Origin of the sequence: Natronobacterium texcoconense (assembly GCF_900104065.1) — an archaeon.
GTDB lineage: Archaea > Halobacteriota > Halobacteria > Halobacteriales > Natrialbaceae > Natronobacterium > Natronobacterium texcoconense.
Genome location: NZ_FNLC01000002.1, coordinates 254,256 through 280,233, shown reverse-complemented (window position 1 = coordinate 280,233; position 25,978 = coordinate 254,256). Strand labels below are relative to the sequence as shown.

The following is a 25,978-nucleotide window of genomic DNA, read 5'->3' as shown; positions in this document are numbered from 1 at the left end:
GGGTCGGTTCACGTCTCGTTCAGGTCCGTGTACGTGAGTGATAACTATCGGTATGGCCAGCCTCACGCGAATGCATGATCGACAGCCTCATCGTATTCGGAGTCAGCCTGCTGATCGGCGCACTCGGCATTTACGCCGGTGCGAAGGTCGTCGTCGACGCGGAGGATTACACGTACGCGATCATCACGGCGCTGATCGGAGCGGTCGTCTGGGCGATCATCGGGTTCTTCTTCGGTTGGATTCCGCTGCTCGGACCGCTACTCGTCTTCATCGCGTACCTCGCGGTGATCAACGCCAGGTATCCGGGCGGCTGGGTCGATGCCGCGGCGATCACGATCATTGCGTGGGTCTCGGTACTGGTCGTTCTCTACGTCCTCGCGGTCATCGGCGTCACCGGTTTCGACGCCGTCGGCGTGCCGGGAGTCTGAGATCGGCCGTGAGTACCGAACGCCGACAGTGGATCGAAAACGAGTATTACTCGCTGAACGCGGCTCGAATCCGGGCTAATCGTTCCGAACGTCCGACCGAGTTTATTCGGCGTCTCGGCGAACGGCCGTCTGACGTCCCAGCATGAGGCGGGCGGCCATCGTCGCGACGCTCGTAGTGGTCGCCCTCCTGGCGGGGTGTGGCGGCCCAGGCGATGCACCGGAAGAGGAAAACGACGACGAGATGCCCGATCAACCGCCGGGCGAACCCGTCGACGATGACCGCCCGAACGACCAGCCCGTCAACGAAGCCACCGACGCCGATCGTGGCGGGGGCGTTGGAGGTCCAGATCCGGGCTGATCGTCAGGCACGCGCGGGACGGTCTCTGTCGACAGCCACACCTGTCGTTACCCATGATATACAGTAGAATAAATAACAAAACATGAATTATAAAAAACACTTTGTGGAACGGTCACGACGGTACAGAGACGAGTGAGCGAACGACCCCCCAATCGAGATCACATGAGTACTTACTTCCGACATTCGTGCAGTGTCAGCGCGCTCACTCTTTCGACGAGCGACGGGACGATCGCTGGACTCGACTCCAGCATCATCACGGCGCCAGGGCGAGACTCGTTGCTCCAGCTCGGGGGCGCCCCCCATCTCGCGGCGCTAGTTGGCGTTATCGGGCTGGTGTTACTCGGCGGAATTCTCGCGATTCGAAACCGGTTCCGGGGTCGACGGTCGCTCGGCTCCGAACCGGAAACGGCGCCCGACGAATACATGACGGACCGGGAGACGGTTCGCCAACTCATCCGCGAGAACGGCGGACGAATGAAACAGTCCCGGATCGTCGACTCGGTCGACTGGTCGAAAGCGAAAGTAAGTCGATTGCTCACCGAACTCGAGGAGGAAGGCCAGATCACGAAACTACGCCTCGGACGGGAGAATCTCGTCTGTCTGCCGGGAAACGAGCCGACGGCCTCGAAACCGCCGGAACAGCCACAGAACGAACAGTGAGCCACGTGATCAATTCGACGTTACCAGTTTTTGGAGGGGACTGTTTCACCGATAACCAGTACCAGCGTTGGGCGGCTACACCGCCGTAGTATCCAGTTTCCCGGCGAAATCGTTACGTCGGTTTATGCGACGTAACCCACGATTCTTCGATGCCCGTAGGGCACGATAATGAGCGCACGCACCAAGGTACTCGTACTACTCACCGTATTGATGATGGTCTGCTCGAGCGGGGCGATGGTTGCAGGCGCTGCTACAGCGTCGGCAACCGTCGACGAGCAGGATACCGACGTCGGTGAGGAGAACGACACGGACGCAACGGCACAGGACGAGGAAATCGATACCGAAGATATCGAACTCGAACCGGACGATGACGTCGACGAGCAAGCCGCCTTCGTAACGTTCGAAGATCAGGAGACCGAGGGCGACACTGTCGTCGTCGACGAGGTCACCGTCGAAGATGGTGGCTTCGTGGCGATCCACGACAGCACGCTCTACATCGGTGAACTCTTCGACAGCATCGTCGGCACCTCGGAGTACCTCGAGGAAGGAACGCACGAGAACGTCGAAGTGACGCTCGAGGAACCACTCGAGGACGACGAGACGCTGATCGCGATGCCGCATCAGGATACGAACGACAACCAGGAGTTCGACTTCGTCGAGACCGAGGGCCAGGAGGATCCGCCGTACCTGACGGCTGACGGGGAGCCTGTAATCGACGAGGCTGTCATCACTGTCGTCGAACCTGACGAAGAGCCGGTAGACGAGGATCCGGTCGATGAAGACCCAGAGAAGGATCCGGTGGATGAAGACCCAGAGAAGGATCCGGTCGATGAAGACCCAGAGAAGGATCCAGTTGATGAAGACCCAGAGAAGGACCCAGTCGACGAGGATCCGGTTGACGATCCCGTCGAGGATGACCCCATCGAGGAGCCGATAGAAATCCCGATCGAGATCCCAATCGAGATTCCGATCGAGATCCCGACCGACGATACGATCGAACCGATTGAAATCCCGATCGAGATCCCAATCGAGATCCCGACCGAGGAGATCCCGGAGGCTCCAGTTGACGAGGACCCTGTAGAGGAACCAGTTGAGGAAGATCCCGTCGATCCGATCGAAGACGACCCCGTCGAGGATCCGGTTGACGAGGATCCCGTCGAAGACCCGGTTGAAGACGATCCCATCGACGAAGATATAGACGAGATGGCGATCAACATCGTCATCGAACAGGCGACCGTCGTCGCTGTCCTCGAGGACGGTGACGAGATGCCGGTCGATGACGGCGAGCTACCGGTTGAGAACGAAACCGATCTCGAGAACGAGGACGAACTCGAGAACGACCTCGACGACGAGCCTGCTGACGGTGTCGAAGTGATCGAACTCACTGACCAGCGACTCGAGGTGTCGCTCGATCAGGTAAACGTCGTCCACCTCGGTGACGGGGACCTGGCCCAGATGGATGACGATGAGCTGGAGCCAGTCGAAGACGAGGAAGCAGAACCGGTCGAAAACGATGAGGACGAACTCGAGGACGAACCCGAAGATATCGACGAGCAGGTCGATGACGAACGTGACGTCACCATAGACGAGGCAACCGCCTTCGTCGTTTTCGAGGACCTTCAGCCGACTGACGACGGTGAGATCTCTGTCGGTCAGGCGACCGCCTTCGTGATCCTCGATGGTCTCGACGACGCTCTCGAAGAGCCCGTCGAGGAAGAGCCGGACGAACTCGAGGACGACGAGGAGATAGATGACGAAGACGGTGTCGACGAGGAAGACGACGAGATCGGGGACGTAGATAACGAAGACGACGCCGAGGAAATCGACGATAACGAAACTGTCGACGACGAAAACGATATCGACGATGACGAAACTGTCGAAGAACCGACCCTCAGCGTGACCGTCGAACAGGCGACTGTCTTCGTCCTGACTGAGGGCCTTGACGTCCCGATGGACGATGACGGACTCGAAGACGAAGAACTCGAGGACGAGGACGTCGATGACGCGCCCGTGAACGACGTCGACGAAGACCAGATCGAAGACGCCCTGCAGATCAGTATCGAGCAGGCGACCGTCTTCGTTCTCGTCGATGCGCCGGACGCACCGGTCGACGAACCGGAGGAACCCGAAGAGCCGATCGACGACCCTGACGAACCGATCGACGATGACGACGACACCGAAGCGGACGAACCTGTCGCGGCAATCGGAGTCGCCAGCTAAATAGCCGCCGAACGCCAGTACGCGCCTGATCGTACGCCTGTCGTACGATCAGGTCGAACTGTTGTCCTCGAGAACGCCGTCGATACGCTGTGGGCCGTGGATCGTTCGATCACTCGAGGATCCGGTACAGGCTGCTCGCGCCGATGACGAGCAACACGAGGACGCTCCACAGCACCGGGTCCACCGACGAGAGGATCGGGACGTCGAACCCCGCAAGCGCGATCACGGCGAGTCCGAGGACACAGGCGACGAAGTGAAACTGCAGAATTTCCGGGGCACCGTCGTCGTGTCCGTCGACGTACGTGAGGACGTCCTCGAAGTTCGGCCCAGGATAGATCGTCTTCGTGTCGGCGTCATACTCGATCACGTCGTCTTCCTCGAGCTGGGGGAGATGCGTCTGCTGGAGGGAGACGTAGACGCTCTTGTAGAGGTTGTTCGGAACTGACGAGGCGTCCGTATCGGTCTCCGACTCCGTCGCCGCGATCTCGTTTGCGACGTCGGAGACGTCGACCTGTCCGGACTCCTCAGCGAGTAACTGTACGATCGCACGTCGTCTATCGTTGCCGAGGATGTGGAAAACCTCGCTTTCCGCCAGCGAACTGGATCGATTCGTCTGAACGGACATTGATCAAGAAGAGAGTGCGAAAGCGTCGTCTGCGGACAATCCATCACCGGCCATCGTACACGTCCCTCTATTTGGGAACCACTGACTTTAACCTCCGGTATTATTTTCCGCAGAAATCGAGTGGATTAATGTTCTCGGTACCGAACCGGCGGATTCGTCACTCCGATTCGGTCGGGAGATGGCCGCCGGATTGCATCTCTCGATACGTCGTACACCCCGGACAGCCGTGAACGACGTCGCCGTTGTCACCGAAGACGCGAGCGAACTGCTGGGTGACGTGGGTTCCGCAGTTTCGACAGCGGGCGCCCGCCGTCGACGATTCCATAGGCCTCCAGTTGTGTTGTCTCGAATTCATTGTTGGATTGGGGGTGGGTTGAGACGGCCTGTTTCGCGGTGGCGACCGCGGTCGGCCGCTGGTCCGCCTGCCGACACAGCAGACGTGGTCGGTCAACGACTGTGTGATACACCGGACACAGTCGACCGAGGGGGGCAGATGCGAATAAAGGGCAGAGACTGTTCACTTCCAACAGGGGCCAAGGACCCGGGAAATTCGGTGTTTGATGGGCGAGATCCCCCTCGAGCAGGCTACTGTGGGTTGGTTCGACCCACCGGTGGCGATCGTGACCTCAACGTGAATTCAGATCGGTTGCGTCGGTTTCGGCCACCGCGAGCCGAGTTTGGCCGCAATTAAGCGGGAAGAAACGCGGGGTTTCCGGATAGAAATAGAATATTTCGGAAGCGAATGATCGTCTTTTTCCTAATAAGGAGGATCGTTATAAAATACTCCGAACGCTTACCGCTCGTATCGTTGGACAGTAATGGTGGTATGCGCGACAGCAGTCCACGACGACTGCGAGACCCCCGTATCGACCCCTCTCTCGATCGAGAGCGAACGGACGGACCGACTGGACGCGACTGATCACGACGATGGCAACACGAGCGAGTAACACACGATCGGAGTCGACCGCCGACGCTGCGGCGCAACTGGACGTCCTCGGCGACGAATGTGCACGAACGATCGTCGTCGCAACCAGCGAAGGCCCCAAGACGGCAAAAGAGTTAACGGACCGAACGGATAGTTCGTCGGCGACTGTCTATCGACGGATCAACAATCTCCTCGAGAGTGGCTTCCTGGCGGAGTGTGTCCGGTTCGAGGACGACGGCTCACACACGACGGCCTACGAAGCGATGGTCGACCGACTCGAGATCGAAATCGGAGCGGACGGGATCGAGGTTACGCCCAGAAGTACTGACGAGTAGCCGGCGACTGCGGAGACCTGCTGCGGTCGAGTGGGCCGTATACTCGTCTATTGTCTCGATTCGGTTTGGGCGGGAGTACGTTTTCGGCCGGATCGATAGTTCGCCCTTCGTGATTATCACGAGAACAGATGATTTAGTTTCTGGCCGAAATTATGAAAGAATACCTAACGAGGATGTACGATACGGATAACAAACATCCACTCAATGGAACGGTCACTGTGATTGAGCAATGCACGATCTGACCGGCTTCCAGCGAGATTTACTGTACGTGATCGCAGGGGCGGATCGGCCGTCGGGACAGACCGTCAAAGACGAAGTCGAGAAGTACTACAGTTCGGAGATCAATCACGGGCGTCTGTACCCGAATCTCGACACGCTCGTCAACAAGGAGCTGGTCGAGAAGGGGCAACTCGACAGGCGGACGAACTACTACGCGATTACGGAAGCCGGCCGCCAGCGGATCGACGAGCGACGCGAGTGGGAGGAACAGTACGTCGATTTCTGACTCCGTCTTACTGTGAAGCAGGCTGTATAGCACGGCCATAACAAAACAGCCGAAACGCTAGCTGGTCAACCGGAATGGTAGAGATTTCCTGGTGGAACGGAGCCGTCTGGAACCCGCCGGTGTATCATCGATGAGTTTTGCAACAGCCACGCGGACGCGACTCGCGTCCGTCCGCAAGTATCCGTCCGATATCGCGGTCGTCTCGCTCGCAGCGCTCGTCGCCTACGTCGTCGTGACGTCGCTCGAGGCTGGAAGCGGCCTCCGACTGACCGCGACGTTCGTACTCGCGTTGTTCCTCCCAGGCTATGCCTTCGTGTCGGTGTTGTTCCCGGCAGCCGAGCGAAACGCCCGCGAGACGGCAGCGACGACTGCCGAAACCCACCCTCGAGGGATCGATGCCGTCGAACGGCTCGGGCTCTCGCTCGCGTTATCGATCGCGTTCGTGCCGCTCGTTGCGATCGTGCTTGCAGTCACCGAGTTTGGGATCGGGGCAGAGTCGGGAGCCGGGGCGCTGGCTCTCATTACCGTCGTCTCGGCACAGCTCGGTGCCGTTCGACGGCTTCGGACGCCGGAAGCCGACCGGTTCGTAGTGTCGGTTTCGTCCTGGATCGGACGCGTTCGACGTGCTCCCAGCACGGTTTCGGCGTCGTCGACGATTCTCGTCCTCGCGGTCGCAGTTGCCTGCGGTGCGCTTCTCGTCGGGGTTATCGCGCCGGCTGCGACCGGCGGATTCACCGAACTCGGGCTCTACTCCGAGACCGACGACGGCGACCTCGTCGCGGGCGAACTGCCCGACGAGGTCGAACCCGGCGAGTCGGTGCCGGTCACCATTGCGATCGAGAACCACGAACGCGAACCGGCCGAGTACACGGTCGTCGTCCAGCAACAACACGTAGAGAACGGCGAGATCGTCGACCGAACCGAACTCGGGGAAGTCGACGGCAGCGTCTCGGCCGGCGGAACCGGAACCGGCGAGTACGACGTCACGCCGACCGCGGACGACGGTGACACGGTCAGAGTCAGCCTCTTGCTGTACGACGACGACCCGCCACTCGAGCCGACGAACGAGAACGCCGAGGAAGACACCTACTTCTGGCTGACCGTAACCGAGGACGCTGCCGAAGACTGACGGCTCGAACGCGGGTTTCGGTTCTCGAGTCGGCGAAAACGAGTTCGAGCGAACGGGCTCGAGGACGGTACGGAGGGCAGATTCGACGCGGCTGTACTGTTATCGACTCGCGATGCCGAACGGTAGCTCCAGCCCTGGTTGTCGCGAGACGTACTGTACGACTGCGATCGCGAGGACGACGGCACAGAGCGCGACGACGGCGAGCGGTGTGACGCTCGCCGAGCCTAGCGTGAGCCAGGCAGCGGCGAACGCCGCCGCGCCGAGTGCCGTGACGGTCAGGTACGCCCGGTGCCATGCCCTGTCCCCACCGAGTTGCCGGTCGAGGTACGGCTCGAATACCTCCTCGTTCGGGAGGAGGTCGATGTGGTGGCCGTCGGGATCCCAGTCGACGATCCCGTGGTCCTCGAGCATCGGCAGGTGGGTCTGGTACAGGGAGATGTAGACGCGACGTCGTTGCGTTCGCGTGACGTCGTCCGGATCGGTATCGTTCTCCCAGGCGGCGACCTGTTCGACGAGCGGTGCGAGATCGCAGCTACCGCCACGTCGTTTCAGGTACTGGACCGTCCGTCGCCTGCGAGCGTTACTGAACACGTCGAACAGTTCGGCCTGAGTGAGTTCGTGTTCAGACATGAGTGCCCTCGCGATCCCGAATCGAACGCCGATCGGGGGTGTTCGAATACCTCACACCACCGAGTGCCAGACACTCTCCCTTTACTATCGCTCGGCTACCCGGTCGAAATCGAATTATACCGGTTAGCGGCCGTGAATGACGTCTCTATCGACGTTTCGGGTTCTGGGAACGATCGAGCGGCCCAACTGGGCCAGTGACGTCACCTCCTGTGGAAATTGGCGCCAATCGATCGCGGTCCCTGTAGTTCGCGGCTACGCATTCCTCAGGACGAGGATAACAAAACCTCGTTACCGGCTGTATCAGGACGATTCCCACGCGGGTATCGAGTAACCGATGACACAGCGCCAACTACGACGACGATTACGAGTTCAGGGACGGACGACGGATGTCCCGTCGTCCCCTCGCGCGCGTCGATCGACAGTCCAGTCGCGGACGAACGGAGGTGAACGCGGATGAGTAGCCAGCAACCCGTCGTCCGGGGAACGAAGTGTACGATCGCCGACGACGCGACGGTCGGCCACGGCGAGTTCGACGAACCGACGCGAATCGGCGACGGAGCGACGATCAGAGACGGTTCTATCATCTACGGCGACGTAACGATCGGCGACGAGTTCACGACGGGCCACGACGTCCTGGTACGGGAAGGGACGGAGATCGGTGACGACGTCCTCGTCGGCACGAAGACAGTCATCGACGGCCAGACGACGATCGGCTCCCACGTCAGCCTCCAGACGAACGTCTACGTCCCGACCGAGACGACCATCGAGAGCAACGTCTTCGTCGGCCCCGGTGCAGTTCTGACCAACGACGAGTATCCGATCCGGACCGAGGCCGACCTCGAGGGGCCGACCCTCGAGTCGGGTGCATCGGTCGGGGCGAACGCGACGATTCTGCCGGGCGTGACGATCGGCGAGAACGCGTTCGTCGCGGCTGGAGCCGTCGTCACGGACGACGTGCCGGCCGACAGTCTCGCAGTCGGGGCACCGGCGACGATCGAGGAACTTCCCGAACCACTCGAGGGACCGAACCAGATCGCATGACTGACACGAGTTACGACACCGATACGGAGGCCGAAATCGACGCCGAACCGGACCACGACGGTGGCGTCTCGATCGCGAACCCGGCGATCGGCGACGACGCCATCGATCGGGTAGGGACGCTGCTCGAGGATGGAACGCTCGCGGACGGTCCCGTAGTCAGGACCTTCGAGGAGGAGTTCGCCGCCTACTGTGACACCGATCGTGCCGTCGCGACGTCGAACGGAACGACGGCCTTGCACGCCGCACTCGAGGCGCTCGGCGTCGAGGACGGCGATGCGGTCGTCACCTCTCCGTTCTCCTTCGTCGCGAGCGCGAACGCGATCAGGCTCGCGGGCGGCAAACCCGTCTTCGCCGACGTCGATCCCGAGACGTACGCGCTCGATCCCGGGGCGGTCGAGGCCGTCCTGCAGGAACGCGAGGACGTCGTCGGCATTCTTCCGGTCCACCTCTACGGACTCCCCGCCGAGATGCCGACGCTGTGTGACCTCGCCGACGACCACGACCTGTTCGTCCTCGAGGACGCATGCCAGGCTCACGGTGCCGAGATCGAGGGCGATCGCGTCGGAAGCTTCGGCGACGCCGCCTGCTTCTCCTTCTATCCGACGAAGAACATGACGACCGGCGAGGGGGGTGCGATCACGACCGACCGAGACGACGTTGCCGACCGGATCGAACAGTACGTCAACCACGGCCGGGGCGAGACGGGAACGGGTGGCTACGATCACGTCTCGCTCGGGCACAACTACCGACTGACCAGCCCTGCCGCGGCGATCGGTCGCCATCAACTCGAGCGGTTGCCCGAGTTCAACGACGCCCGGCGAGAGAACGCGGCGTACTACGACGAGCATCTCGCGGAACTGCCGGTCGAAACCCCGACTGAGCCAGCCGGCTACCGCCACGTCTACCATCAGTACACGATCAGGGCGGACGACCGGGACGCACTCGCGGCGACGCTCGAGGACAGGGGGATCGACACCGCGGTCTACTACGAGACGCCGATCCACCGCCAGCCAGCCTACGAGGGCGTCAGCACGGCAGCACCGAGATTTCCGGAAGCGGAACGAGCGGCCGAGACCGTGCTCTCGCTGCCGGTGCATCCGGCGCTCTCGGCGGGTGACAGGCGAACGGTCGTCGAAGCCATCCACGATCACTACACATGACGGAACGAGCTCTCACGCGGTCACGAACGATACGGGCCGGCGTCGTCGGCGTCGGCGCGATGGGCGAAAACCACGCACGCGTCTACAGCGAACTCCCCGGCGTCACGCTCGCCGGTGTGACGGATCACGACGTCGAGGTCGCAGGCCGGGTCGCCGACGAGTACGGCACCGAATCGGTTGCGCTCGAGGAACTGCTCGATCGCTGTGACGTCGTCACGGTCGCGGTACCGACGCCTGCCCACCACGACGTTGTCTCGCGGTGTCTCGAGGCGGACGTCCACGTGCTGGTCGAGAAACCGATCGCCCAGACGGTCGAGGAGGGCCGTGACCTGGCTCGGCAGGCCAGCGAACGCGGGCTGGTCCTCCAGGTCGGCCACATCGAGCGGTTCAACCCGGCCGTGCGGACGATGGCCGACCTGATCGACGACCTCGAGGTGATCAGCCTCGAGGCCGAGCGACTCGGGCCGCCGATCGATCGCACTGCGCCCGGCAACGTCGTCTTCGATCTGATGGTCCACGACGTCGACATCGTCGGCTCGCTGCTCGGAACGTCGCCGGATTCGGTCGGGGCGATGGGGACGGGCGACGGCCGGTACGCGACCGCGACGATGGAGTACGGCGACGTCGTCGCCAGCCTGACGGCGAGTCGCGTCACCCAGAAGAAAGTGCGGAAGCTCTCCGTTACTGCCCGGGAGTGTTTCGTCGAGGTGGACTTCCTCGAGCAGTCCGTGCTGATCCATCGGGACTCCTACCCCGAGTACGTCAACGACGAGGGGCAGAACCGGTATCGCCACGAAAGCGTCGTCGAACGCCCGCGGATCGACAACGGCGAGCCGCTGCGTCACGAACTCGAGTCGTTCGTCGAGTCGGTCCGGACCGGAGGCGAACCCGAGGTGAGCCCCGAAGACGGGATCGAGGCGCTCGAGACGGTGCTGACGATCGATTCGCTGGTCGACGGCGACCGCGACAATGATGCGGAGCGAGAGCAGGAACGGGAGGTGGAGATCTGATGGCTGGAGAGACGGACGACAGCTGCCTCTACGACTCGTCGCTCCCCGAGGAGCGACAGCGCGAGTACCTCCTCGAGGGGTCGGTTCCGGTCGCGATCTACGGCCTCGGCAAGATGGGGCTGCCACTTGCAGCCGTCTACGCCGAGACGACGGGCAACGCCACCGGCGTCGACGTCGATCCCGAGGTCGTCGAGACGGTAAACGTCGGCGAGAGTCACGTCGTCGGCGAACCCGGACTGGACGACCTCGTCGCAGAGCAGGTCGCGGAGGGGCGACTCGAGGCGACGACGGACGGCCCCGACGCGGCCGAGCGCGCTCGCGTTCACGTGATCATCGTCCCGACGCTGATAGACGACGACGATCAGCCGAATCTCGCGACCGTCGAATCCGTCGCGGGAGACATCGCCGCGGGGCTCTCACCGGGCGACCTGGTGATTGCCGAGTCGACGCTGCCGCCGGGAACCTGCCGGGACGTCTTAGTGCCACACCTGGCGAGCGAGAGCGGCCTCTCGCCCGACGAGTTCGGGATCGCGTTCTGTCCCGAACGAACCTCGACGGGCACGGCCCTGCGGGACATCCGTGGCCAGTACCCGAAGGTCGTCGGCGGCGTCGACGAGGAAAGCACGCGAGCGGCGAGCCTGCTCTACGACGAGATCACGGACAACGAGGTCCATCCCGTCTCCGATGCGACCACCGCGGAGGCAGTCAAGGTCTTCGAGGGTGTCTACCGCGACGTCAACATCGCCCTGGCGAACGAACTCGGACGGCTCGCCGACGAACTCGAGATCTCGGTCCGCGAGGCGATCGAGACGGCCAACGACCTGCCGATGTGCCAGTTGCACGACCCCGGTCCGGGCGTCGGCGGTCACTGCATCCCGTACTATCCGCACTTCCTGCTATCGCAGGCCGAGGAACCGATGGACGTCGTCCGGACGGCACGGGAGCTCAACGACGCGATGCCGACCGTCGTCGTGGATCGTCTCGAGCGCGAACTCGCCGAAACCGGGACCGACCTCGAGAATGCGTCGGTCGTCGTGCTCGGACTCACCTACCGTCCGGGAGTCGAGGAGATGCGTGCCTCGCCTGCCCTCGGCGTGATCGACGAACTGCTGGCCAGACGTGCGGACGTGGCCGGCGTCGATCCGCTCGTCGATCCAGCCGATTACTGCACTCGGCCGGTCGAAATCGACGAACTCGCCTCGGAGTCGTTCGACGCCGCAGTCGTCGTCACGCCACACGAGGAGTTCGACCGCATCGAGTGGGGCGACCTCGAGTCGATGGTCGTCGTCGACGGCCGGGACGCCGTCGACCTCTCTGGAACAGACCACCGCGAGTACACGCTGGCGGGTTCGGAGTCGGGCCGCGGACCGCGTGAGCAGGCAGGTGCTGGCGACGGTAACGACGGCCTGCGGGACACAGGGGCAACGCAAGCGGAACCGAGCGAACTCGGCAGAACCGACGGAGGAAACGATGTACAAGGGTAAATCCATCGCCGTCGTCGTGACGGCCTACGAGGAAGCGTCGTTCGTCGGACAGGTCATCGAGACGGTGCCGGAGTTCGTCGACCGGATCTACGCCGTCGACGACGCCTCGCCGGACGATAGCTGGGAGGTGATCACCCGGGTCGCCGACCGGATCAACGAGTCCACCGAGCCCGACCTGGCGGTCGCCGACGGCGGCGACGGGCGACGCGTCGTCCCCATCCGCCACGACGAGAACCACGGCTACGGTGCGGCCGTCAAGACCGGCTACCGACGGGCAGCGGAAGACGACATCGACGTCGTCGCGGTGATGAACGGCGACGGTCAGATGGATCCCGAGATCCTGGACCGAATCGTCGACCCCGTCGTCTCCGGCGAGGCCGACTACGCGAAGGGGAACCGACTGCTCTACCCCGAGGACCGCGAGGGGATGTCGACGTTCCGATTCGTCGGCAACGCCATGCTCACCGGGCTCTCGAAGTTCGCCTCGGGCTACTGGACGATCGGCGATCCGCAGAACGGCTACACCGCCATCTCGAGGGAAGCCATCGAAGAACTCGACCTCGAGGCGATCACGGACCGGTACGGCTTCCTCAATCACATTCTCACGCACCTGAACGTCAACGGGTTCCGCGTCGCGGACGTGGCAATGTCGGCCGTCTACGGCGAGGAAGAGAGTAGCATCCGATACACGTCGTTCGTCCGGTTCGTCTCCCTGCTCCTGCTGAAGAGTTTCCTGTGGCGGCTCAAACGCCGCTACGTGGTCGAAGGGTTCCAGCCGGCTGTCGTCTTCTACGGCACCGGGGTGGCCGGGATCGCTGGCGGTGTGACGGGACTGGCAGGGTCGCTCGAGCGCTCCGTTCGGGGCGAGGACGCGTTCGCCGAGACGGTCGCCTCGTTCGCCACCCTGCTACTCGGGGTCGTCTCGCTCGGTGCCGCGATCCGGATGGACGCCGAAGAAAGCGAAGAACTCGAGGTGACGTACTACGAGTACGACGACCCGGAACCGGGGACGGTAACGGCCGACGGCACGGAGGTCGAACCGGAACCGGAACCGGAGCAACATCAGCCGCTCGAGTAGTCGCCCGTTTTTTACCGTGAAAACGGCGGTTCGTTCTTTTGTCGTGAAGACGATGGCGTGCGCTTTTACCGTGAAGACGACGGCCCGCTCTTTCACCGCGAGGATGGCTGTAACGCCGCCCACGACGATCGATCGAGTTCGCCGAGCCGTCCCTGCGTCTCTGCGACGTCGACCAGCAGGTCGGTCAGGTTCGCGAGGTCACCGACGTACTCGCGGCGTCGTCGCTCCCAGCGCCCGGTCGCGTCGTCGTCGGCGAGCAACTCGAGCCCTCGATCGCGAACCCCGTCGTAGGCGTCGAACTGTTCGACGAGGCCGACGCGCTCGAGTTCCTGGAACTCGCCGTACTCGTGGTCGTCGGTGCCGCGATAGCGCAGCGCCGGCGTTCCGAGCAGGCCGGCCTCGGTGACCATCGTTCCGGTGTCGGCGATCAACAGCGACGCCTCGGCCATCGCGTCGTGGATCAACGCGGGGTGGAGGTCGTACGGTCGCGCCGGCAGGTCACGGAGATCCATCTCGCCACCCTCGTCGGAGACGAAGACGGTCGCGTGCTCGCTCAGCCGCTCGATCAGATCGTGGCGCTGGTTCCTGGTAAAGCCCTCGAGGCCGGCGTCGTGGAGGGCATCGAGCGCGTTGAACCGGACGAGCGCGTAGGGCTCGTCGGGACCGACGCCGAGGTACTCGCGGACGGCGCGGTCGGGTTCGAAGACCTCGGGATGGAGGTACGCACACTCTTTGAAGCCGTCGAACGTGTAGTGGTCGTCGCCGAGGTCCCGGCGCGTGACCCGCGGCGAGAGGATACAGTCGGCGAACGGCCGGGAGACTGTATGGTTGAAGTCGCCCGGTTCGTCGTCGAGAACGAGGACGACCGGTGCACGAGCGACCGTCCCGGCGACGGCGGCGTATGGGCCACGGCCGAAGACGACGTCCGGGCGAAAGCGAATCGTTTCTCGGACTATGCTCCCGATCTGCCCGCCGAGTTCACGCGCGAGCGTGGATTTCGAAGACGAGGTCACGTCGTGCTCGCCGTACCGCCGGTAGGGGAGGCCGAAGAACTCGAGTAGGTCGGTCGTACAGGCGTACTCGCGGGTCAGGACGAGCACGTCGTGGCCCGCCTCCTCGAGTCGGTCGACGGCGTGACGATACAGGTGGACGTGAGCAGGTGTGTTCGCGAAGACGAGAATCCGCATCACGTCCGTAGAGGGTCGCTCCGGGCTTTGTAATAGGAAACGTACAGGCAGCGCAGTTGACCTGTTTCGACCGATTACGCGCGAACCTCCTCGCGGTACCACTCGAGGGCGTCCGGCAGGTGGGCTTCCAGCGGCTGGTACTCGTAGCCGAGTTCCTCGTGGGCCTTCCGCGAGGAGTAAAACAGCTGGCTGGTCGCCAATCGAGCCATCCCGCGACTAAAGGGGAAGACGTGTCGGTTCGTGACCGCACCGACCGTCTCGGCGACGGGGCCGGCAGCGTGTATCGCGGTCGCTGGCACGCGGATTCGTGCCGGTATCGCGGTACCGGTTGCGTGCTCGGCGATCCGGTCGACTGCTTCCTCGTAGGTGAGGTTCTCCCCGCCGAGGATGTAGTGTTCGCCCGACTCACCCTCCTCGTAGGCTAGCAGGAGGCCGTCGACGACGTCGTCGACGCCGACGATGCTGAGTCCGCCCGGGAGGTGAGCGGGCATCGTCGGCTCGAGCCCCATCGCCAGTAACTGCGGCGTAAAGGAGTCGTCGCCGGGGCCGAAGACCGACGTGGGGTGGACGGTGACGGCGTCACCGCCGTTTGCCGCGTATCGGTCGACGAGTTCTTCCGCGGCCGCTTTCCCGCGCTGGTAGGCGCCGATCGGTTCCGCGACGTCGGTCTCGTCGGCGACCTCCGCGTCTCCCTGCGGGCGCCTGGTTCCGGCCGTGCTCGTGAACACGAGCCGACCGACGTCGGCTCCCTGGCAGGCCGAGCAGACGTTCGCCGTCCCGTCGCGGTTGACCCGTTCGACGGTTGCGGGGTCGGCACTCCAGAGGCCGACGCCCGCGAGGTGGAAGACTGCGTCGGCGCCGTCGACGAGCGAGCGAAGCGTCGGTTCGTCGAAGAGGTCACCGACGTACCACTCGACGTCCGAGTCGGCGAGCCGGCCCCAGTCGGAACTCGGTCGTCTCAACCCGCGAACGTTCCAGCCGTCCGCGAGCAGCCGTTCACAGAGGTGTGTGCCGAGAAAGCCGGTCGCACCGGTGACGGCGGCGGTCTTCCCCATTACTCTCTCACCTCGAGTTGTGGCGGCACGGCGTCGCCGCCGACGGTCGCGTAGAGGCGATAGGCGGCCGAGACAGCCGGGTGCGTCGCGTCCGACGGCGGTAGCTCGCCGTCGGGAAGTTCGTCCCGGAGCGTCTCGAGTTCCGGGGCGTCGCCGATTCGATCGATTCGAATCGACTCGCCGGCAAACGCCGTCGCGAGCGCCTCGTCGTCCGAGAGGTCGCGCTCGAGCAAGGTCGTCGCGATAGCGTCGACCGCAGTTGCCGGCCCCGCGAGCAACGCGTCGGCCGCGTGGGGACGGCCGGCGTAGGCCGTCGTCGCGTCGAGAACCGAGAGATCGGGGGAGACCGCTCGAGTCGGGCCGACGACGGATGCGGTATCGTCGGTCGTTCCCTCACAGTCGACGACGCGGGAGAGCGTTCGCAGGCCGCCAGCGACTCGTCCAGTCTCGTCCGGTCGCAGCGTCGGAACGATGACGACTGCGCCGTCGCGGAGCCGTTCGGGTGTCCGGACGCGAACCGAACGCTCGTCGATCGTGATCTCGTCCGTGACTGTCGGTCCGTCCGCGAGGTCGACGAGGTCGGCGTCGAACCGCTCGAGCAGGTTCCGATAGCCGAGGTACTCCACGGTCCGCTCGAAGGAGAGGTACTCGTCGCTCGCACCCGCGACGGCGACGTCCGTTCCCGGGCGCTCGAGCCTCGAGAGGAGCGCGCCGACGACGGCCGGATCGGTCACCATTCCCGTCGAGGGATGGAACGGGTAGTGAGCGTCGGGAACGATCGTGACCCGGTCGGCGTCGGCGAGCGTCTCCCGTTCGTCCTCGAGCAGGCTGGCGACCGGCCGCTCGAGCGCCGCCAGCCGTCGGTCGAGATCCGGGAGCCAGCCGCCTCGCGTCCGATCGTCGCGGGCGGTCGTCAGGCGAACGACGGGGCCGGTCATCGTGTCACCTCCAGTTTCTCGAGTTCGTCGTCCGTCTCGGCGGCTAACTCGTAGGCGTCTTCGGCGAGTTCGAGCGTCCGCTTGCCGGCCTCGCCGTCGACCGGTGGCCGCTCGCCGTCACGAATCGCCTCGCAGAAGTCCTCGAGCGCCCGATAGTGGGCCTGCAGATAGAACGTCGGCCCGAACACCGTCGGCTCGTCGTCGGTGACCCGGCTCGCGACGTTCGTCAGCGCCTCTTTCGCCGCGTCCGCGTAGAAGTTGTCGGGGAGGTGGTTCTCGTTGCTGATCGTTCCCGTCACGCCCTCGAGTCGCAGGCGGGTGTTCACTTCCGGCAGTTCCTCCCACTGGTAGGAGCCACAGTGGAGCGTGATCGTCGTCTCTGTCTCCGGTGCCCGCAATAGGACCGTCGCCGCGTCCTCGACCGGCAACTCGAGCGTGTTACCGACGGCCGCGCTCTGTACCTCGAGGTCGCCGAACAGGTGCCTGAGAACGTCGAAACAGTGGATGCCAAGTTCGAGGAGGGAGCCGCCGCCGGCCGCATCGGGATCGAGTGGCCAGGAAGCCGGCGCGGACTCGACCGGTGGTCGCCCGAGCGGGCCGTCGTTGAGTCGAGTCATCGAAGCGTAGGGAACGTGCCCGACGGCACCGTCTTCGTACTCCTCTCGGACGCCGACGATGTCGGGCTGGTATCGGAGCGTGTGGTCGACACCGACGGCGATCCCCGCGTTCGCGGCAGTCTCGAGGAGCCGTTCGGCCTCCTCGGTCGACCGGGCCAGCGGTTTCTCGACGAAGACGTCGACGCCGGCTTCGGCGGCTCGTTCGACCGCCTCGAGGTGGAGCATGGGCGGCAGGGCGACGACTGCCGCGTCGAGATTTTCGGCGTCGAGCAACGTCGCGTAGTCGTCGTAGGTCCGTGCGACGCCGGCACGTTCGGCGCGCCGTCGATTGTCCGGCACCGCGTCGGCGGCCGCGACGACCTCCACGTCCGCCATCGCGCGAGCCGACTTCAGATGAACCATGCCGATATTCCCGACGCCGAGTACGCCGAGCGTCAGCGTACTCGAGTCGGTCCGCCGGCTGAACGGTAGTGAGAGCATCTGCAAGAGACGGAACGGCGTGCAGGCTTTGTTATCGGCGTCGTACAGACGAGCGGGCTCGAGTAGTCGATCCCGTGGACGAATTGATCGGATACCCTACCGCCTTCACTCAGTTTCGTACGGACTGTCGGAACTCATACGGTTTACTGTAAGTCGTTTTCGTCGCAACCGCGACCTGGACAGCGGTCGTGCCGGTAAATCGTTCCAGCAATCCGTCTCAATCGTCGCCGTCGACCACGATCGCCTCGCCGTCGACCCCGCGAGCGGTCTCGAGTCGCCGAGCGACGTCGCCGATCGTCTCGACGGTGAGGTCGGTCTCCGTTCGCCGGCGGTCGAGATAGGAGAGAATCGCCTGCATCCGTCGGTCGTCGCGCTCGTGCGTGAGATTGTTCGGATGGAGCCACATGTGAAACAGACCGTCTGACTGGACCGCCTGGTCGATTCCGCGGTGGGCCTGGACGACCATCGGGTCCTCCCAGATCGATTCGGCGACCGTCCGTACCGGCCCCTCGAATCCGAACAGGAACAGCGACGCCGGAACGTTGACCAGTCCGTACTCGTCGACGACGGGTTCGACGAGCATCGAGCGGGATCTGACCGTCGAGTCGACGAGCCCGCGAACCCCGTCGTAGGTCGGCGACCGGCCGCGATAGGCACTGATCCCGTTGTCGGCCAGTACCTCTCGATGCCCGACGTCGTTTCGCGGGTAGACGAACGAGTCGACCGTCTGCCCCCACTCGTCGGCTATCTCGAGACTGCGTCGGACCTCGGCCGTCGCGAGTTCCCTGTCGGTTTCCGGCCGGCCGAAGAGAACGTGGGAAAACGAGTGGCTGGCGAACTCGTGATCGACGTCGGCCTCGAGGAGTGCTTCGACGAGGTCGGGAGCGAAACGGAGGTCTTCGCGGTCGGCCCACACGTCGCGTTCTCGGGCGAACCAGCCCTCGGGAGCGGGATGATCCTCGTGGACGCCGTCACAGGAGTCGAGCATGAGATGACCGACGACCGCCCAGGTTGCCGGCACGTCGTACTCCGCACAGAGTTCGAGCATCGTCTCCCAGCCGCGGCGACCGGCCTCGACGCGATCCGTTGGCGGCCTCTCGAAGTCGTGAAACCCCCAGCCGAGTTCGGCATCGAGTGAGAGGACGACGCTACCCACGGCATCCACCACCAGCGATCATACGTGGAGGAATTCGTGCGAACGGTTTTGTTATTGATCGCCTTTCGATAGCAAGGCGGCACCGAACGTCGTCGTCGATCGTCCCGGCGTCCGCCGTTTCGGATCGTATGGTCCGGGTGCAGGGCGGGACGGGCGAGTACGCGTCTCGACGGTCGTTCGCCGTGACTGGTTCGAGTGCCAGTCACTCCGATTTCGGTTATTTTCGCCTCGGCCGACGGTAACGGGACCGAACAGCCCGTTCGTCGATCTGGGGTTGGGGTAAGGGTACCGAATGCGGACGGATCAGTTCGTTGAACGTGCTGAACACTCCCCATAACAAAGCGTTCGTCGGGTCACCTCCACGACAGCAGGTTTCTCGCAACTATGAGCGGATCTCCCACCACGTCGGAGCGAGCGTTCGTACTCGGCCTCGACGGTGTACCGTGGCGTCTGATCGAGCAGTGGAGCGACGAGGGCGAACTGCCCAACTTCGCCCGGTTGCGCGAAGAAGGGGCCTCGGGGCCCCTCGAGAGCACTCGCCCGCCGACGACGCCGCTGGCGTGGCCCTCGATTGCGACCGGCGTCTGGCCGGACAAACACGGTATCTACGGGTTCCAGAACCTCTCCTCGGAGTACTCCCACGAGATGTACACGAGCCACGACGTGCAGCAACCGCCGCTGTGGGAGCAGGTCTCGCCGGCCCACGTCGGCAACGTCCCGATGACCTATCCCGCGCGAGAACTCGACGGCACGATGGTGACGGGAATGATGACTCCCTCGACCGAGCGGGAGTTTACTCATCCGCCGGCGTTCAAAGACGAGATCGAGGGCCGGATTCCGGACTACGAGATCAGTATCGACTACCCGGAGTATGCGGATCGGCTCGACGACTTCGAGATTGCCGTCGAGGAGATGCTCGCGAACCGACGGAAACTGATGAACCTCCAGATGGAACGTGCCGGCGACGACTGGCGGCTGTTCTTTTTCGTCTATACGGCCCCCGACCGATTCCAGCACCTCATCTGGGATATGGATCGACTGCTCGCACACTACAAACACCTCGACGACCTGCTCGGCGAGGTGATCGACTACACCGACCGCTACGACGCCGACCTCTACGTCGTCTCGGACCACGGCTTCGGGCCGATCCACGAACTGATCCACGTCAACCACGTCCTCGAGCGCGAGGGCTACCTCTTCAGACGCGAGGACGAGGGAACCCGTGGCGCGCTCGCGAGTCTCGGTATCTCGCGCGATAGAATTACGGACGCACTCGAGCGCGTCGGCATCTCCGAGGAAATGCTCGTCTCGAAGCTCCCTCGGCCGCTGCTGGACTCGGTCGCCGAACAGATTCCGGGCGATCACGCGCTCTACGACGTCGACTACGAGCGAACCGTCGCGTTCGTTCACGACGCCGGCAACTGCTATATCAACGACACCGACCGGTTCGAGAACGGCATCGTCTCGCCGAGCGAGATACCGACGCTCAAAGAGGAGATCGCGGAAGTGTTCGAATCGGTCACCGACGAGGACGGAACGCAGCTCCTTCGGGTCTACGACGGCGACGAACTGTTCCCCACCGACGAGGAGTCGCCCGACCTGATCGTCAACGGCGTCGACGGCTACGAATCCCGGAACGCGATCGCCGACGAACCGTTCGGCGACACCGGGACCTATGCGGCGAGCCACCGAAGCGAGGGGATCATCCTCTGTCGTGGCCCCTCCATCGATGCGGGCGCGACGTTGCGCGGCGCTCGAGTCGTCGACGTCGCACCGACCCTGTTACACGGGATCGACGAACCGGTGCCGAAGAACGCCGACGGACGGGTCCTGTTCGACGCCTTCGACGAAGAGGCCAGACCGTCGACGACGAAGGTTCGTCGATCCGACGTCACGAGGACGGAAACCGACGGCGAGGTCGACGACGACTTCGAGGACGTCGAGGATCGCCTGAAGGGACTCGGCTACATGGAGTGAGCGTTACGCTCGATCCGACGACGGGAGATACACTCGCTCGGCGAGTCCGATCTCGCCGTCGACGAGAAGGGCCCAGAGCAGGACGAGGAGACAGGTGCCACCCAGTTGCACCGCCGTGGTCTCGAGCATCCCTGCACCGCTCCCCGTCATCTCGACGACCGTGGGGAGTTCGACGGGGCCAAACGCGCCGCCCATCAGCAGTTCGATGGGAAATCGGCCGAAGTGGACGCCGATCGCCAGCCCCAGTCGACCGGTGACGAGATACGCCAGCGCGAACGGGATTCCGACGAGGACCGAGTAGGCCGCGACGAACCCGCCGCGAAGCGGGAGATGAAAGAGCCCAAACAGCAACAGGCTCGCTCCCGTCGCCCCGCCAACTGCCCAGACGGGAGACATGCCTCGAGCGAAGAGTCCCTCGGCGAAATTCTGTAACATCACGCCCCGGAAGACGAGTTCCTCGTAGACGTTTTGCAGGAGGAAGAACGCAGCGAGGCCGACGACGACACCGAAGACGATACCCGGTGCGAGGAGTTCGGGAAGCAGCTCTGGTGACACCGTATAGTAGCCTCGAGCGGCGCCGTATCCGATCGAGATGGCGATCGCCGAGAGACTGATGACGGCTCCGGCACCGAAGTTACCCGCCCACTGCCGATCGACGTCGAGTCCGAACCGGGCGAGACTCCCGCGATCGAGTCGGACCGCGATCCACAGTGCGATGGCGATCGGAAGCAGGTACGCGAGCCAGTTCGCGACGAGCGACGCTCCCACGCCGACTGCGCCGTCCCCGGCGAGTCGATCCGTCACGGGAGAGAGAACCGCGAGTGCAAGAAGAATACCGGGAACAGTGATCGCTGCGGGAAGGACCGCGCGGACGCCCGCCCGAAATCGTCCGGAGTCCTCGAGGAGGTGATTCGCGACGGTCGTTCGATCCAGTGTCTCGAGTGACAGCCAGCTATCGCGCTCTCGTGGCATACTCGAGGACACGCTATCGACAGTCCTGTAAAGCGGTTACCGGGTGTCACACCGACAGGCCGACCCGAACATTCATATCGCGGCGCGAGGCTCGAAGACGTGGATTACCCGCCGGCCGCTCCCGATCGGACGGTCCGGAGGGTGGCGCCGTTCAAGTGGAGTTACCCACATCGTCGGTTCGCAAGCACGAGTTCTACACCGATCGAGGCCGTCGCAACCGTATGGTCGACGAGGACCTCGAGCTAGAACGAGATCTGGGAGAGGCGACGATCGTCTACGAGGAACCCGACGAGGGGACCGTCAGGAAGACAGTACCGAACGAGCACATCGCGTACTTCCAGGATCACTGGATACTCAAGACCGACGAGGACGACCAGGGCAACGACATCGTTCGCCGGATTCCGTCGAAGCGCGTCCACTACGTCGAACGCTCCGTCGAACAGTTCGAAGAGGAAGTCGCGACGCTGGTCGATCAGGTCCAGTCCTTTGCCTCCGAACTCCGAACCAAACTCCCGGTCGGCGGCAGCAGCAGTGAACGCACCGAAACGAACTCGAGTCCGCTCGAGATCGACATCGACGAGGGTCGTGATCGGCCGGACGAGTAGGAGTTACCGCGAGCGAACCCGCTCGAGCGTCGACTTGGCGGTTCGCCAGGTCGGGTAGGCGACGTCGTAGACGCTCGCGGGTGCGTTCCGCGCGCCCGCCCGAAGGAGTCGATGGGATAGCGGCGACGCCGATTCGGAGACGAGCGCCTCGAGGTCTGCCGTCGACAGCCACTCGAAGAACTGTCGTTCGGCCGCAGACGTCGGCTCCGTCTCGCGGGCGCGGTCGCGGATGTCCGCCCACATGTACCGTTCGTCCTCGCCGAGTTCCCACGCACCGCTCTCGAGCGAGCGGCGGATCTCGTCGTACTCCTCGTGGGAGAACGGATACCCTCGCGCCGTCGGATCGAGCCCCGACAGCCGGAGGCCGACGGCCGTCCGGTAACACTTCTCGCACTCGCCGCAGTTACCGTCCATCCGACGGTTACAGGTCTGGAGTTCGAGCGTCGGCGCCTCGCTGTCGACGTAGTCGGCGATCGCGTCGATTCGCTCCTGGCGAGTCAGTTCGTAGCCGTCGTGATGACAGCGGGTGCCGGACCACCGGACGCGGTCGTCGATCTCGGGACAGGACCCCCACTCGAGGTCGATCCCCTCCCAGTGGGTCGCGGCGACGTACATGTCCTCGACGCCGCGAGCGTACGCCATCGGCGCACAGAGTCCGAGCAGCCCGAGGCCGTGCCCGACGGAGCTGTACCAGGAGCCGTCGACGCGGTGTCTGTAGTGGGCCAGCAACATCGCGTGATCGAGCGCCGAGAGCGCGTTCGTCTCGAGGAAGGCCGTCTCCAGCCCGCGTTCGTCGGCGAACGCCGAGACGCGCTCCGTGAGGTCTGCCCAGTCGCCGTCGTCCGCCGGATCGGGCGTGATCGTCCAGCCGCGAATGCTCGTGAGGATCGGTTCCTCGTCGCGGTGGCGAACGTACGAATAGGTCGAGTCGACGCCGCCGGTAAAGAGCAGGGCGCTCTCGCCGCGGGCGTCGGGTTCGGGATCGATCGTGCGTCGGGCGTACAGCTCCCCACCCTCGATGAAGTCGTACATCGAGTCGAGAACGTCCCGAACGTCCGCGAGCGCCCGGGCGAAGGTCGCGTCGACCTCGTCGGCGTAGACGTCGGCCCCGTTCGCCCACGCGACGGGACAGACGTGTGCGAGGGCGGGAATCGCGAGTACGCCCTCCGGTACGCCCTCGATGGACCGATCGTAGTCGACCTCGAACGGTTTCCCGGTGAAGAACCGTTTCACGTCCCCACGCGGGCGGAGATCGCACTCGAGAACCTGTCCGTCGGCAGAAACCTCGTCGATGACGATAGCTGACATGGTATAACCGGCGCTGGCCACCGTCTCGAGCCATCACGACCCGCGTCAAAAACGGTCGGTATCGTTGACCGTTCGGTCGTTTCGAAGGGAATCCGTAGTCTCGCGCTCGCGAGAACAGGTGTGTCGTACAGGTTGGTAAGACGGTAGTACAGGACGCGACGGACTGGACAGATTCCCGATCTCGAACCCAGTTTTAACTGTCACCGAATAGTAGTTTGGTGTATGACTGGATCGGTCTGTCGACGGTTCGGCCCCGGGCGGCTGCCGTACGCATCGCGTTGCGATATCGGGGGCGGTATGAGCTAATGGAGGTACCTCTATGCCAAACACGGCTTTGTTCCAGCAATAGAGCAACCAAACCAGCTATTTAGGCCATATCATCCGATATCTGACAATGATGGGTGCCAGATTCTAGAAAGAATCGAGGCTTCGTTGGTCGTCCGTGACGCCTTTCTGTTCTCCACCACGAACCGACTTTGGGTCGACGATCTCTCCAGACTTGAGGCAGCGTTCGATCCACTCGGCACGCTGACGCCGTTCTCAAGACAATCATACGGGTAGTGAATGTCACCTTCGGTCAACCGATCAGTGACGACGCGAAGGGGTCGACGAAACATATCGTTCGTGTCCTGGTCGAGCAGCGAGGAATCGGCTAGCACCCAAACGTCACCGTTTCACTCGAGATCGCGTCGGTCAACGTCGACTGACTTGGTGAGGTCGGCTATGTCAACGTCGGTCGGTAGGTTCGCGTCTGTATTTGGTTGCTCGAGGCCGTCTGCAGCGAGATGTCGCCAGTCGTCAGCGAACTCATCACGATACCTAAATAACGCAGCAAAAATCAGAACTACTGTAAATTAGCTTTCGTCCGGATTTCCGTAGTAGTAATCATACTCGTTATGGATCTCATAGGCAGCAGTGCCAAACACATAATCACCTGGGATATAGAAATCTGGCCACGCCCCATCAACTCCCCCTGCGATTAGAATTTCGTCATCATCTGTGTATTCATCAGTATAGACAGGAGAACCACTATCTCCATCATCACTATCGTCTTCCTCACCCCATTGCAACTGGTTGGTTCGGAGAGTACCACAGACTCCAGCATACGGGACTACAGTCCCACTGTGATTCTTAACCACCCCACTAGTGTGTCCAGTAGTCTGACCGTATTTTTGGACTTCTTCGTCACTGCTTTCCATATCTGCGAGACCATCTTCATAGACACGTCCTGTGATCGGATCTGTTTCTCCAAAGATGGAGAATTCAGGAGTGTAATCATTGTTGGGTTCTATCACGGCTATATCATCAGAACAGCTAGTCTCAACTACTTCACCAATCTCGGTACCGAAACCAGTATAGGCGGTATCTCCTTCCGAGAAGCCTCCTCCTGTCCTGATCGGATCATTAATAGGTCCCCTCATATTTGCTCCAATGTGCTCACAAGTGAAGAAGTAAACATCATCTCCGTCATGGACCGGAGTGCCTAGTGTCCCACTTGCACCATCACTATCCTCAACACTAAGACCTCCTTGGCGGCCAATACTCTCCGGTTCAACAACGTTCTCTTCTTCATAGTTTTCCTTCTCATCCTCCCGAATCTCTGGTGCATCTACTGACTCAATCCGAACTGGAACCCCTTCGGATTCAGTATACCCCAGAGGGAGAACCTCCGCATCAATCACTTCTATTTCAATATATGGCTCCTGCTCGTCAAGAGTTCCAGCCGAAACCCACGCAGAGAACACATCGTCATCTGAAATGGTATAATTCGCGATCTCCTTCCCCTCGAGGAACTTCTGGTATTCTCTCCGTGCTTTTGTAAGATTATCATACCACCTTGCAGGCACATTCTTTTCCACTGGTTCAGTTACTTTATCTGGATCATCGCTCATCCGGTGGGCGACAACAACCGGAACCTCATCACGTTTAGCACCAGCAACACTCTTCGAACTGACCGCAGTGGCAGTTCCAAGTGAGAAACCTGTCGCCAACAATGTCGAAGTGAACCGCCTTCGGCTCATTCCTTCGATATTCTTTTCCTCGTGAATCGATGATGGCAATCTGTCTTTCATGGTTGCTTTAGTTGCATGACCTG

25 protein-coding genes are annotated in these 25,978 nt (G+C 62.8%); 14 read left to right on the top strand and 11 right to left on the bottom strand.

All coding sequences use genetic code 11. The features are described from left to right. The first annotated feature begins 74 nt into the window (after positions 1–74). From BLR35_RS08775 to BLR35_RS08760, 4 genes are all read left to right on the top strand, one after another. Complete coding sequence (locus BLR35_RS08775; RefSeq protein ID WP_090380550.1) at positions 75–428, top strand: hypothetical protein; 354 nt, start codon at positions 75–77, stop codon at positions 426–428. Between the two features lie 142 nt (positions 429–570). Next, a complete protein-coding gene (locus BLR35_RS08770; protein WP_090380547.1) occupies positions 571–786 on the top strand; it encodes a hypothetical protein in 216 nt (71 codons plus the stop codon). 162 nt (positions 787–948) lie between these two features. After that, the gene (locus BLR35_RS08765; protein ID WP_090380544.1) at positions 949–1,446 is read left to right on the top strand and encodes a helix-turn-helix transcriptional regulator; all 498 of its coding nucleotides are present in this window, start codon (positions 949–951) and stop codon (positions 1,444–1,446) included. A gap of 168 nt (positions 1,447–1,614) precedes the next feature. Then, positions 1,615–3,666, top strand: a complete 2,052-nt coding sequence (locus tag BLR35_RS08760) for a DUF7282 domain-containing protein (protein WP_211704970.1) — start codon at positions 1,615–1,617, stop codon at positions 3,664–3,666. Positions 3,667–3,775: 109 nt separating this feature from the next. On the opposite strand, the gene BLR35_RS08750 is transcribed toward BLR35_RS08760, so the two are convergent. Both BLR35_RS08750 and BLR35_RS20650 read right to left on the bottom strand, forming a co-directional pair. Next, positions 3,776–4,291 carry a DUF7344 domain-containing protein gene (locus BLR35_RS08750; RefSeq protein WP_090380541.1) on the bottom strand — a complete coding sequence of 172 codons (516 nt, stop codon included), beginning with the start codon at positions 4,289–4,291 and terminating at the stop codon, positions 3,776–3,778. A gap of 157 nt (positions 4,292–4,448) precedes the next feature. Next, the gene (locus tag BLR35_RS20650; RefSeq protein ID WP_394328359.1) at positions 4,449–4,616 is read right to left on the bottom strand and encodes a DUF7563 family protein; all 168 of its coding nucleotides are present in this window, start codon (positions 4,614–4,616) and stop codon (positions 4,449–4,451) included. A gap of 602 nt (positions 4,617–5,218) precedes the next feature. Here BLR35_RS20650 and BLR35_RS08745 point away from each other — a divergent pair. The 3 genes from BLR35_RS08745 to BLR35_RS08735 all read left to right on the top strand — a co-directional run bounded on the left by BLR35_RS08745 (position 5,219) and on the right by BLR35_RS08735 (position 7,185). Next, positions 5,219–5,551, top strand: coding sequence for a winged helix-turn-helix domain-containing protein (locus BLR35_RS08745; protein ID WP_090380538.1), 333 nt, complete (start codon positions 5,219–5,221; stop codon positions 5,549–5,551). A gap of 229 nt (positions 5,552–5,780) precedes the next feature. Beyond that, positions 5,781–6,056: a PadR family transcriptional regulator gene (locus tag BLR35_RS08740; protein ID WP_090380535.1), complete on the top strand. Its 276-nt coding sequence runs from the start codon at positions 5,781–5,783 to the stop codon at positions 6,054–6,056. 130 nt (positions 6,057–6,186) lie between these two features. Further along, on the top strand, positions 6,187–7,185 hold the full coding sequence (locus BLR35_RS08735; protein ID WP_090380532.1) for a DUF1616 domain-containing protein: 999 nt from the start codon (positions 6,187–6,189) through the stop codon (positions 7,183–7,185). A 99-nt stretch (positions 7,186–7,284) separates the two neighbouring features. On the opposite strand, the gene BLR35_RS08730 is transcribed toward BLR35_RS08735, so the two are convergent. Next, positions 7,285–7,815, bottom strand: a complete 531-nt coding sequence (locus BLR35_RS08730) for a DUF7344 domain-containing protein (protein WP_090380529.1) — start codon at positions 7,813–7,815, stop codon at positions 7,285–7,287. Positions 7,816–8,268: 453 nt separating this feature from the next. Between BLR35_RS08730 and BLR35_RS08725 the strand changes: the two genes are divergently transcribed. The 5 genes from BLR35_RS08725 to BLR35_RS08705 are packed head-to-tail and all read left to right on the top strand — an operon-like array spanning position 8,269 to position 13,588. After that, the gene (locus BLR35_RS08725) at positions 8,269–8,856 is read left to right on the top strand and encodes an acyltransferase (RefSeq protein ID WP_090380524.1); all 588 of its coding nucleotides are present in this window, start codon (positions 8,269–8,271) and stop codon (positions 8,854–8,856) included. Next, positions 8,853–10,016 carry a DegT/DnrJ/EryC1/StrS family aminotransferase gene (locus BLR35_RS08720; protein WP_090380520.1) on the top strand — a complete coding sequence of 388 codons (1,164 nt, stop codon included), beginning with the start codon at positions 8,853–8,855 and terminating at the stop codon, positions 10,014–10,016. The genes BLR35_RS08725 and BLR35_RS08720 overlap by 4 nt, the downstream gene beginning before the upstream one ends. Beyond that, entirely contained in the window at positions 10,013–11,026 is a 1,014-nt protein-coding gene (locus tag BLR35_RS08715; RefSeq protein ID WP_090380517.1) for a Gfo/Idh/MocA family protein, read from the top strand. Before BLR35_RS08720 ends, BLR35_RS08715 begins: the two co-directional genes overlap by 4 nt. After that, the gene (locus tag BLR35_RS08710) at positions 11,026–12,510 is read left to right on the top strand and encodes a nucleotide sugar dehydrogenase (RefSeq protein ID WP_090380514.1); all 1,485 of its coding nucleotides are present in this window, start codon (positions 11,026–11,028) and stop codon (positions 12,508–12,510) included. Before BLR35_RS08715 ends, BLR35_RS08710 begins: the two co-directional genes overlap by 1 nt. Further along, positions 12,497–13,588, top strand: coding sequence for a glycosyltransferase family 2 protein (locus tag BLR35_RS08705; protein WP_090380511.1), 1,092 nt, complete (start codon positions 12,497–12,499; stop codon positions 13,586–13,588). Before BLR35_RS08710 ends, BLR35_RS08705 begins: the two co-directional genes overlap by 14 nt. Positions 13,589–13,680: 92 nt before the next feature. Here BLR35_RS08705 and BLR35_RS08700 read toward each other — a convergent pair whose 3' ends face one another. The 5 genes from BLR35_RS08700 to BLR35_RS08680 all read right to left on the bottom strand — a co-directional run bounded on the left by BLR35_RS08700 (position 13,681) and on the right by BLR35_RS08680 (position 19,021). Continuing rightward, positions 13,681–14,775, bottom strand: coding sequence for a DUF354 domain-containing protein (locus BLR35_RS08700; RefSeq protein ID WP_090380508.1), 1,095 nt, complete (start codon positions 14,773–14,775; stop codon positions 13,681–13,683). A gap of 74 nt (positions 14,776–14,849) precedes the next feature. After that, positions 14,850–15,830, bottom strand: a complete 981-nt coding sequence (locus BLR35_RS08695; protein WP_090380505.1) for an NAD-dependent epimerase/dehydratase family protein — start codon at positions 15,828–15,830, stop codon at positions 14,850–14,852. Then, positions 15,830–16,768: a DUF362 domain-containing protein gene (locus BLR35_RS08690; protein ID WP_090380502.1), complete on the bottom strand. Its 939-nt coding sequence runs from the start codon at positions 16,766–16,768 to the stop codon at positions 15,830–15,832. Before BLR35_RS08690 ends, BLR35_RS08695 begins: the two co-directional genes overlap by 1 nt. After that, positions 16,765–17,865 (bottom strand): Gfo/Idh/MocA family protein, encoded by a 1,101-nt coding sequence (locus tag BLR35_RS08685; RefSeq protein WP_090380499.1) that lies wholly within the window; start codon positions 17,863–17,865, stop codon positions 16,765–16,767. The genes BLR35_RS08690 and BLR35_RS08685 overlap by 4 nt, the downstream gene beginning before the upstream one ends. Positions 17,866–18,082: 217 nt before the next feature. Further along, positions 18,083–19,021 (bottom strand): polysaccharide deacetylase family protein, encoded by a 939-nt coding sequence (locus BLR35_RS08680; RefSeq protein ID WP_170830998.1) that lies wholly within the window; start codon positions 19,019–19,021, stop codon positions 18,083–18,085. 384 nt (positions 19,022–19,405) lie between these two features. On the opposite strand from BLR35_RS08680, the gene BLR35_RS08675 reads away from it, so the two are divergent. Then, positions 19,406–20,998 (top strand): alkaline phosphatase family protein, encoded by a 1,593-nt coding sequence (locus tag BLR35_RS08675; RefSeq protein ID WP_090380493.1) that lies wholly within the window; start codon positions 19,406–19,408, stop codon positions 20,996–20,998. A 3-nt stretch (positions 20,999–21,001) separates the two neighbouring features. On the opposite strand, the gene BLR35_RS08670 is transcribed toward BLR35_RS08675, so the two are convergent. Beyond that, positions 21,002–21,970, bottom strand: a complete 969-nt coding sequence (locus BLR35_RS08670; RefSeq protein ID WP_090380490.1) for a CPBP family intramembrane glutamic endopeptidase — start codon at positions 21,968–21,970, stop codon at positions 21,002–21,004. Positions 21,971–22,191: 221 nt separating this feature from the next. Here BLR35_RS08670 and BLR35_RS08665 point away from each other — a divergent pair, with 221 nt between their 5' ends. Continuing rightward, the gene (locus BLR35_RS08665) at positions 22,192–22,575 is read left to right on the top strand and encodes a hypothetical protein (protein WP_090380487.1); all 384 of its coding nucleotides are present in this window, start codon (positions 22,192–22,194) and stop codon (positions 22,573–22,575) included. 3 nt (positions 22,576–22,578) lie between these two features. Here the strand turns inward: BLR35_RS08665 and BLR35_RS08660 are convergent, their stop codons facing one another. Both BLR35_RS08660 and BLR35_RS20260 read right to left on the bottom strand, forming a co-directional pair. Next, positions 22,579–23,883, bottom strand: coding sequence for a hypothetical protein (locus BLR35_RS08660; RefSeq protein ID WP_090380484.1), 1,305 nt, complete (start codon positions 23,881–23,883; stop codon positions 22,579–22,581). Positions 23,884–24,737: 854 nt separating this feature from the next. Then, positions 24,738–25,955, bottom strand: a complete 1,218-nt coding sequence (locus BLR35_RS20260) for a chymotrypsin family serine protease (RefSeq protein ID WP_139169262.1) — start codon at positions 25,953–25,955, stop codon at positions 24,738–24,740. Positions 25,956–25,978 lie beyond the last annotated feature (23 nt).

Bases quoted from the DNA above. Each gene is read 5' to 3' on its own strand.
- BLR35_RS08775 (WP_090380550.1), top strand. From the start codon at position 75: ATGATCGACAGCCTCATCGTATTCGGAGTCAGCCTGCTGATCGGCGCA.
- BLR35_RS08770 (WP_090380547.1), top strand. From the start codon at position 571: ATGAGGCGGGCGGCCATCGTCGCGACGCTCGTAGTGGTCGCCCTCCTG.
- BLR35_RS08765 (WP_090380544.1), top strand. From the start codon at position 949: ATGAGTACTTACTTCCGACATTCGTGCAGTGTCAGCGCGCTCACTCTT.
- BLR35_RS08760 (WP_211704970.1), top strand. From the start codon at position 1,615: ATGAGCGCACGCACCAAGGTACTCGTACTACTCACCGTATTGATGATG.
- BLR35_RS08750 (WP_090380541.1), bottom strand. From the start codon at position 4,291: ATGTCCGTTCAGACGAATCGATCCAGTTCGCTGGCGGAAAGCGAGGTT.
- BLR35_RS20650 (WP_394328359.1), bottom strand. From the start codon at position 4,616: ATGGAATCGTCGACGGCGGGCGCCCGCTGTCGAAACTGCGGAACCCAC.
- BLR35_RS08745 (WP_090380538.1), top strand. From the start codon at position 5,219: ATGGCAACACGAGCGAGTAACACACGATCGGAGTCGACCGCCGACGCT.
- BLR35_RS08740 (WP_090380535.1), top strand. From the start codon at position 5,781: ATGCACGATCTGACCGGCTTCCAGCGAGATTTACTGTACGTGATCGCA.
- BLR35_RS08735 (WP_090380532.1), top strand. From the start codon at position 6,187: ATGAGTTTTGCAACAGCCACGCGGACGCGACTCGCGTCCGTCCGCAAG.
- BLR35_RS08730 (WP_090380529.1), bottom strand. From the start codon at position 7,815: ATGTCTGAACACGAACTCACTCAGGCCGAACTGTTCGACGTGTTCAGT.
- BLR35_RS08725 (WP_090380524.1), top strand. From the start codon at position 8,269: ATGAGTAGCCAGCAACCCGTCGTCCGGGGAACGAAGTGTACGATCGCC.
- BLR35_RS08720 (WP_090380520.1), top strand. From the start codon at position 8,853: ATGACTGACACGAGTTACGACACCGATACGGAGGCCGAAATCGACGCC.
- BLR35_RS08715 (WP_090380517.1), top strand. From the start codon at position 10,013: ATGACGGAACGAGCTCTCACGCGGTCACGAACGATACGGGCCGGCGTC.
- BLR35_RS08710 (WP_090380514.1), top strand. From the start codon at position 11,026: ATGGCTGGAGAGACGGACGACAGCTGCCTCTACGACTCGTCGCTCCCC.
- BLR35_RS08705 (WP_090380511.1), top strand. From the start codon at position 12,497: ATGTACAAGGGTAAATCCATCGCCGTCGTCGTGACGGCCTACGAGGAA.
- BLR35_RS08700 (WP_090380508.1), bottom strand. From the start codon at position 14,775: ATGCGGATTCTCGTCTTCGCGAACACACCTGCTCACGTCCACCTGTAT.
- BLR35_RS08695 (WP_090380505.1), bottom strand. From the start codon at position 15,830: ATGGGGAAGACCGCCGCCGTCACCGGTGCGACCGGCTTTCTCGGCACA.
- BLR35_RS08690 (WP_090380502.1), bottom strand. From the start codon at position 16,768: ATGACCGGCCCCGTCGTTCGCCTGACGACCGCCCGCGACGATCGGACG.
- BLR35_RS08685 (WP_090380499.1), bottom strand. From the start codon at position 17,865: ATGCTCTCACTACCGTTCAGCCGGCGGACCGACTCGAGTACGCTGACG.
- BLR35_RS08675 (WP_090380493.1), top strand. From the start codon at position 19,406: ATGAGCGGATCTCCCACCACGTCGGAGCGAGCGTTCGTACTCGGCCTC.
- BLR35_RS08670 (WP_090380490.1), bottom strand. From the start codon at position 21,970: ATGCCACGAGAGCGCGATAGCTGGCTGTCACTCGAGACACTGGATCGA.
- BLR35_RS08665 (WP_090380487.1), top strand. From the start codon at position 22,192: ATGGTCGACGAGGACCTCGAGCTAGAACGAGATCTGGGAGAGGCGACG.
- BLR35_RS08660 (WP_090380484.1), bottom strand. From the start codon at position 23,883: ATGTCAGCTATCGTCATCGACGAGGTTTCTGCCGACGGACAGGTTCTC.
- BLR35_RS20260 (WP_139169262.1), bottom strand. From the start codon at position 25,955: ATGAAAGACAGATTGCCATCATCGATTCACGAGGAAAAGAATATCGAA.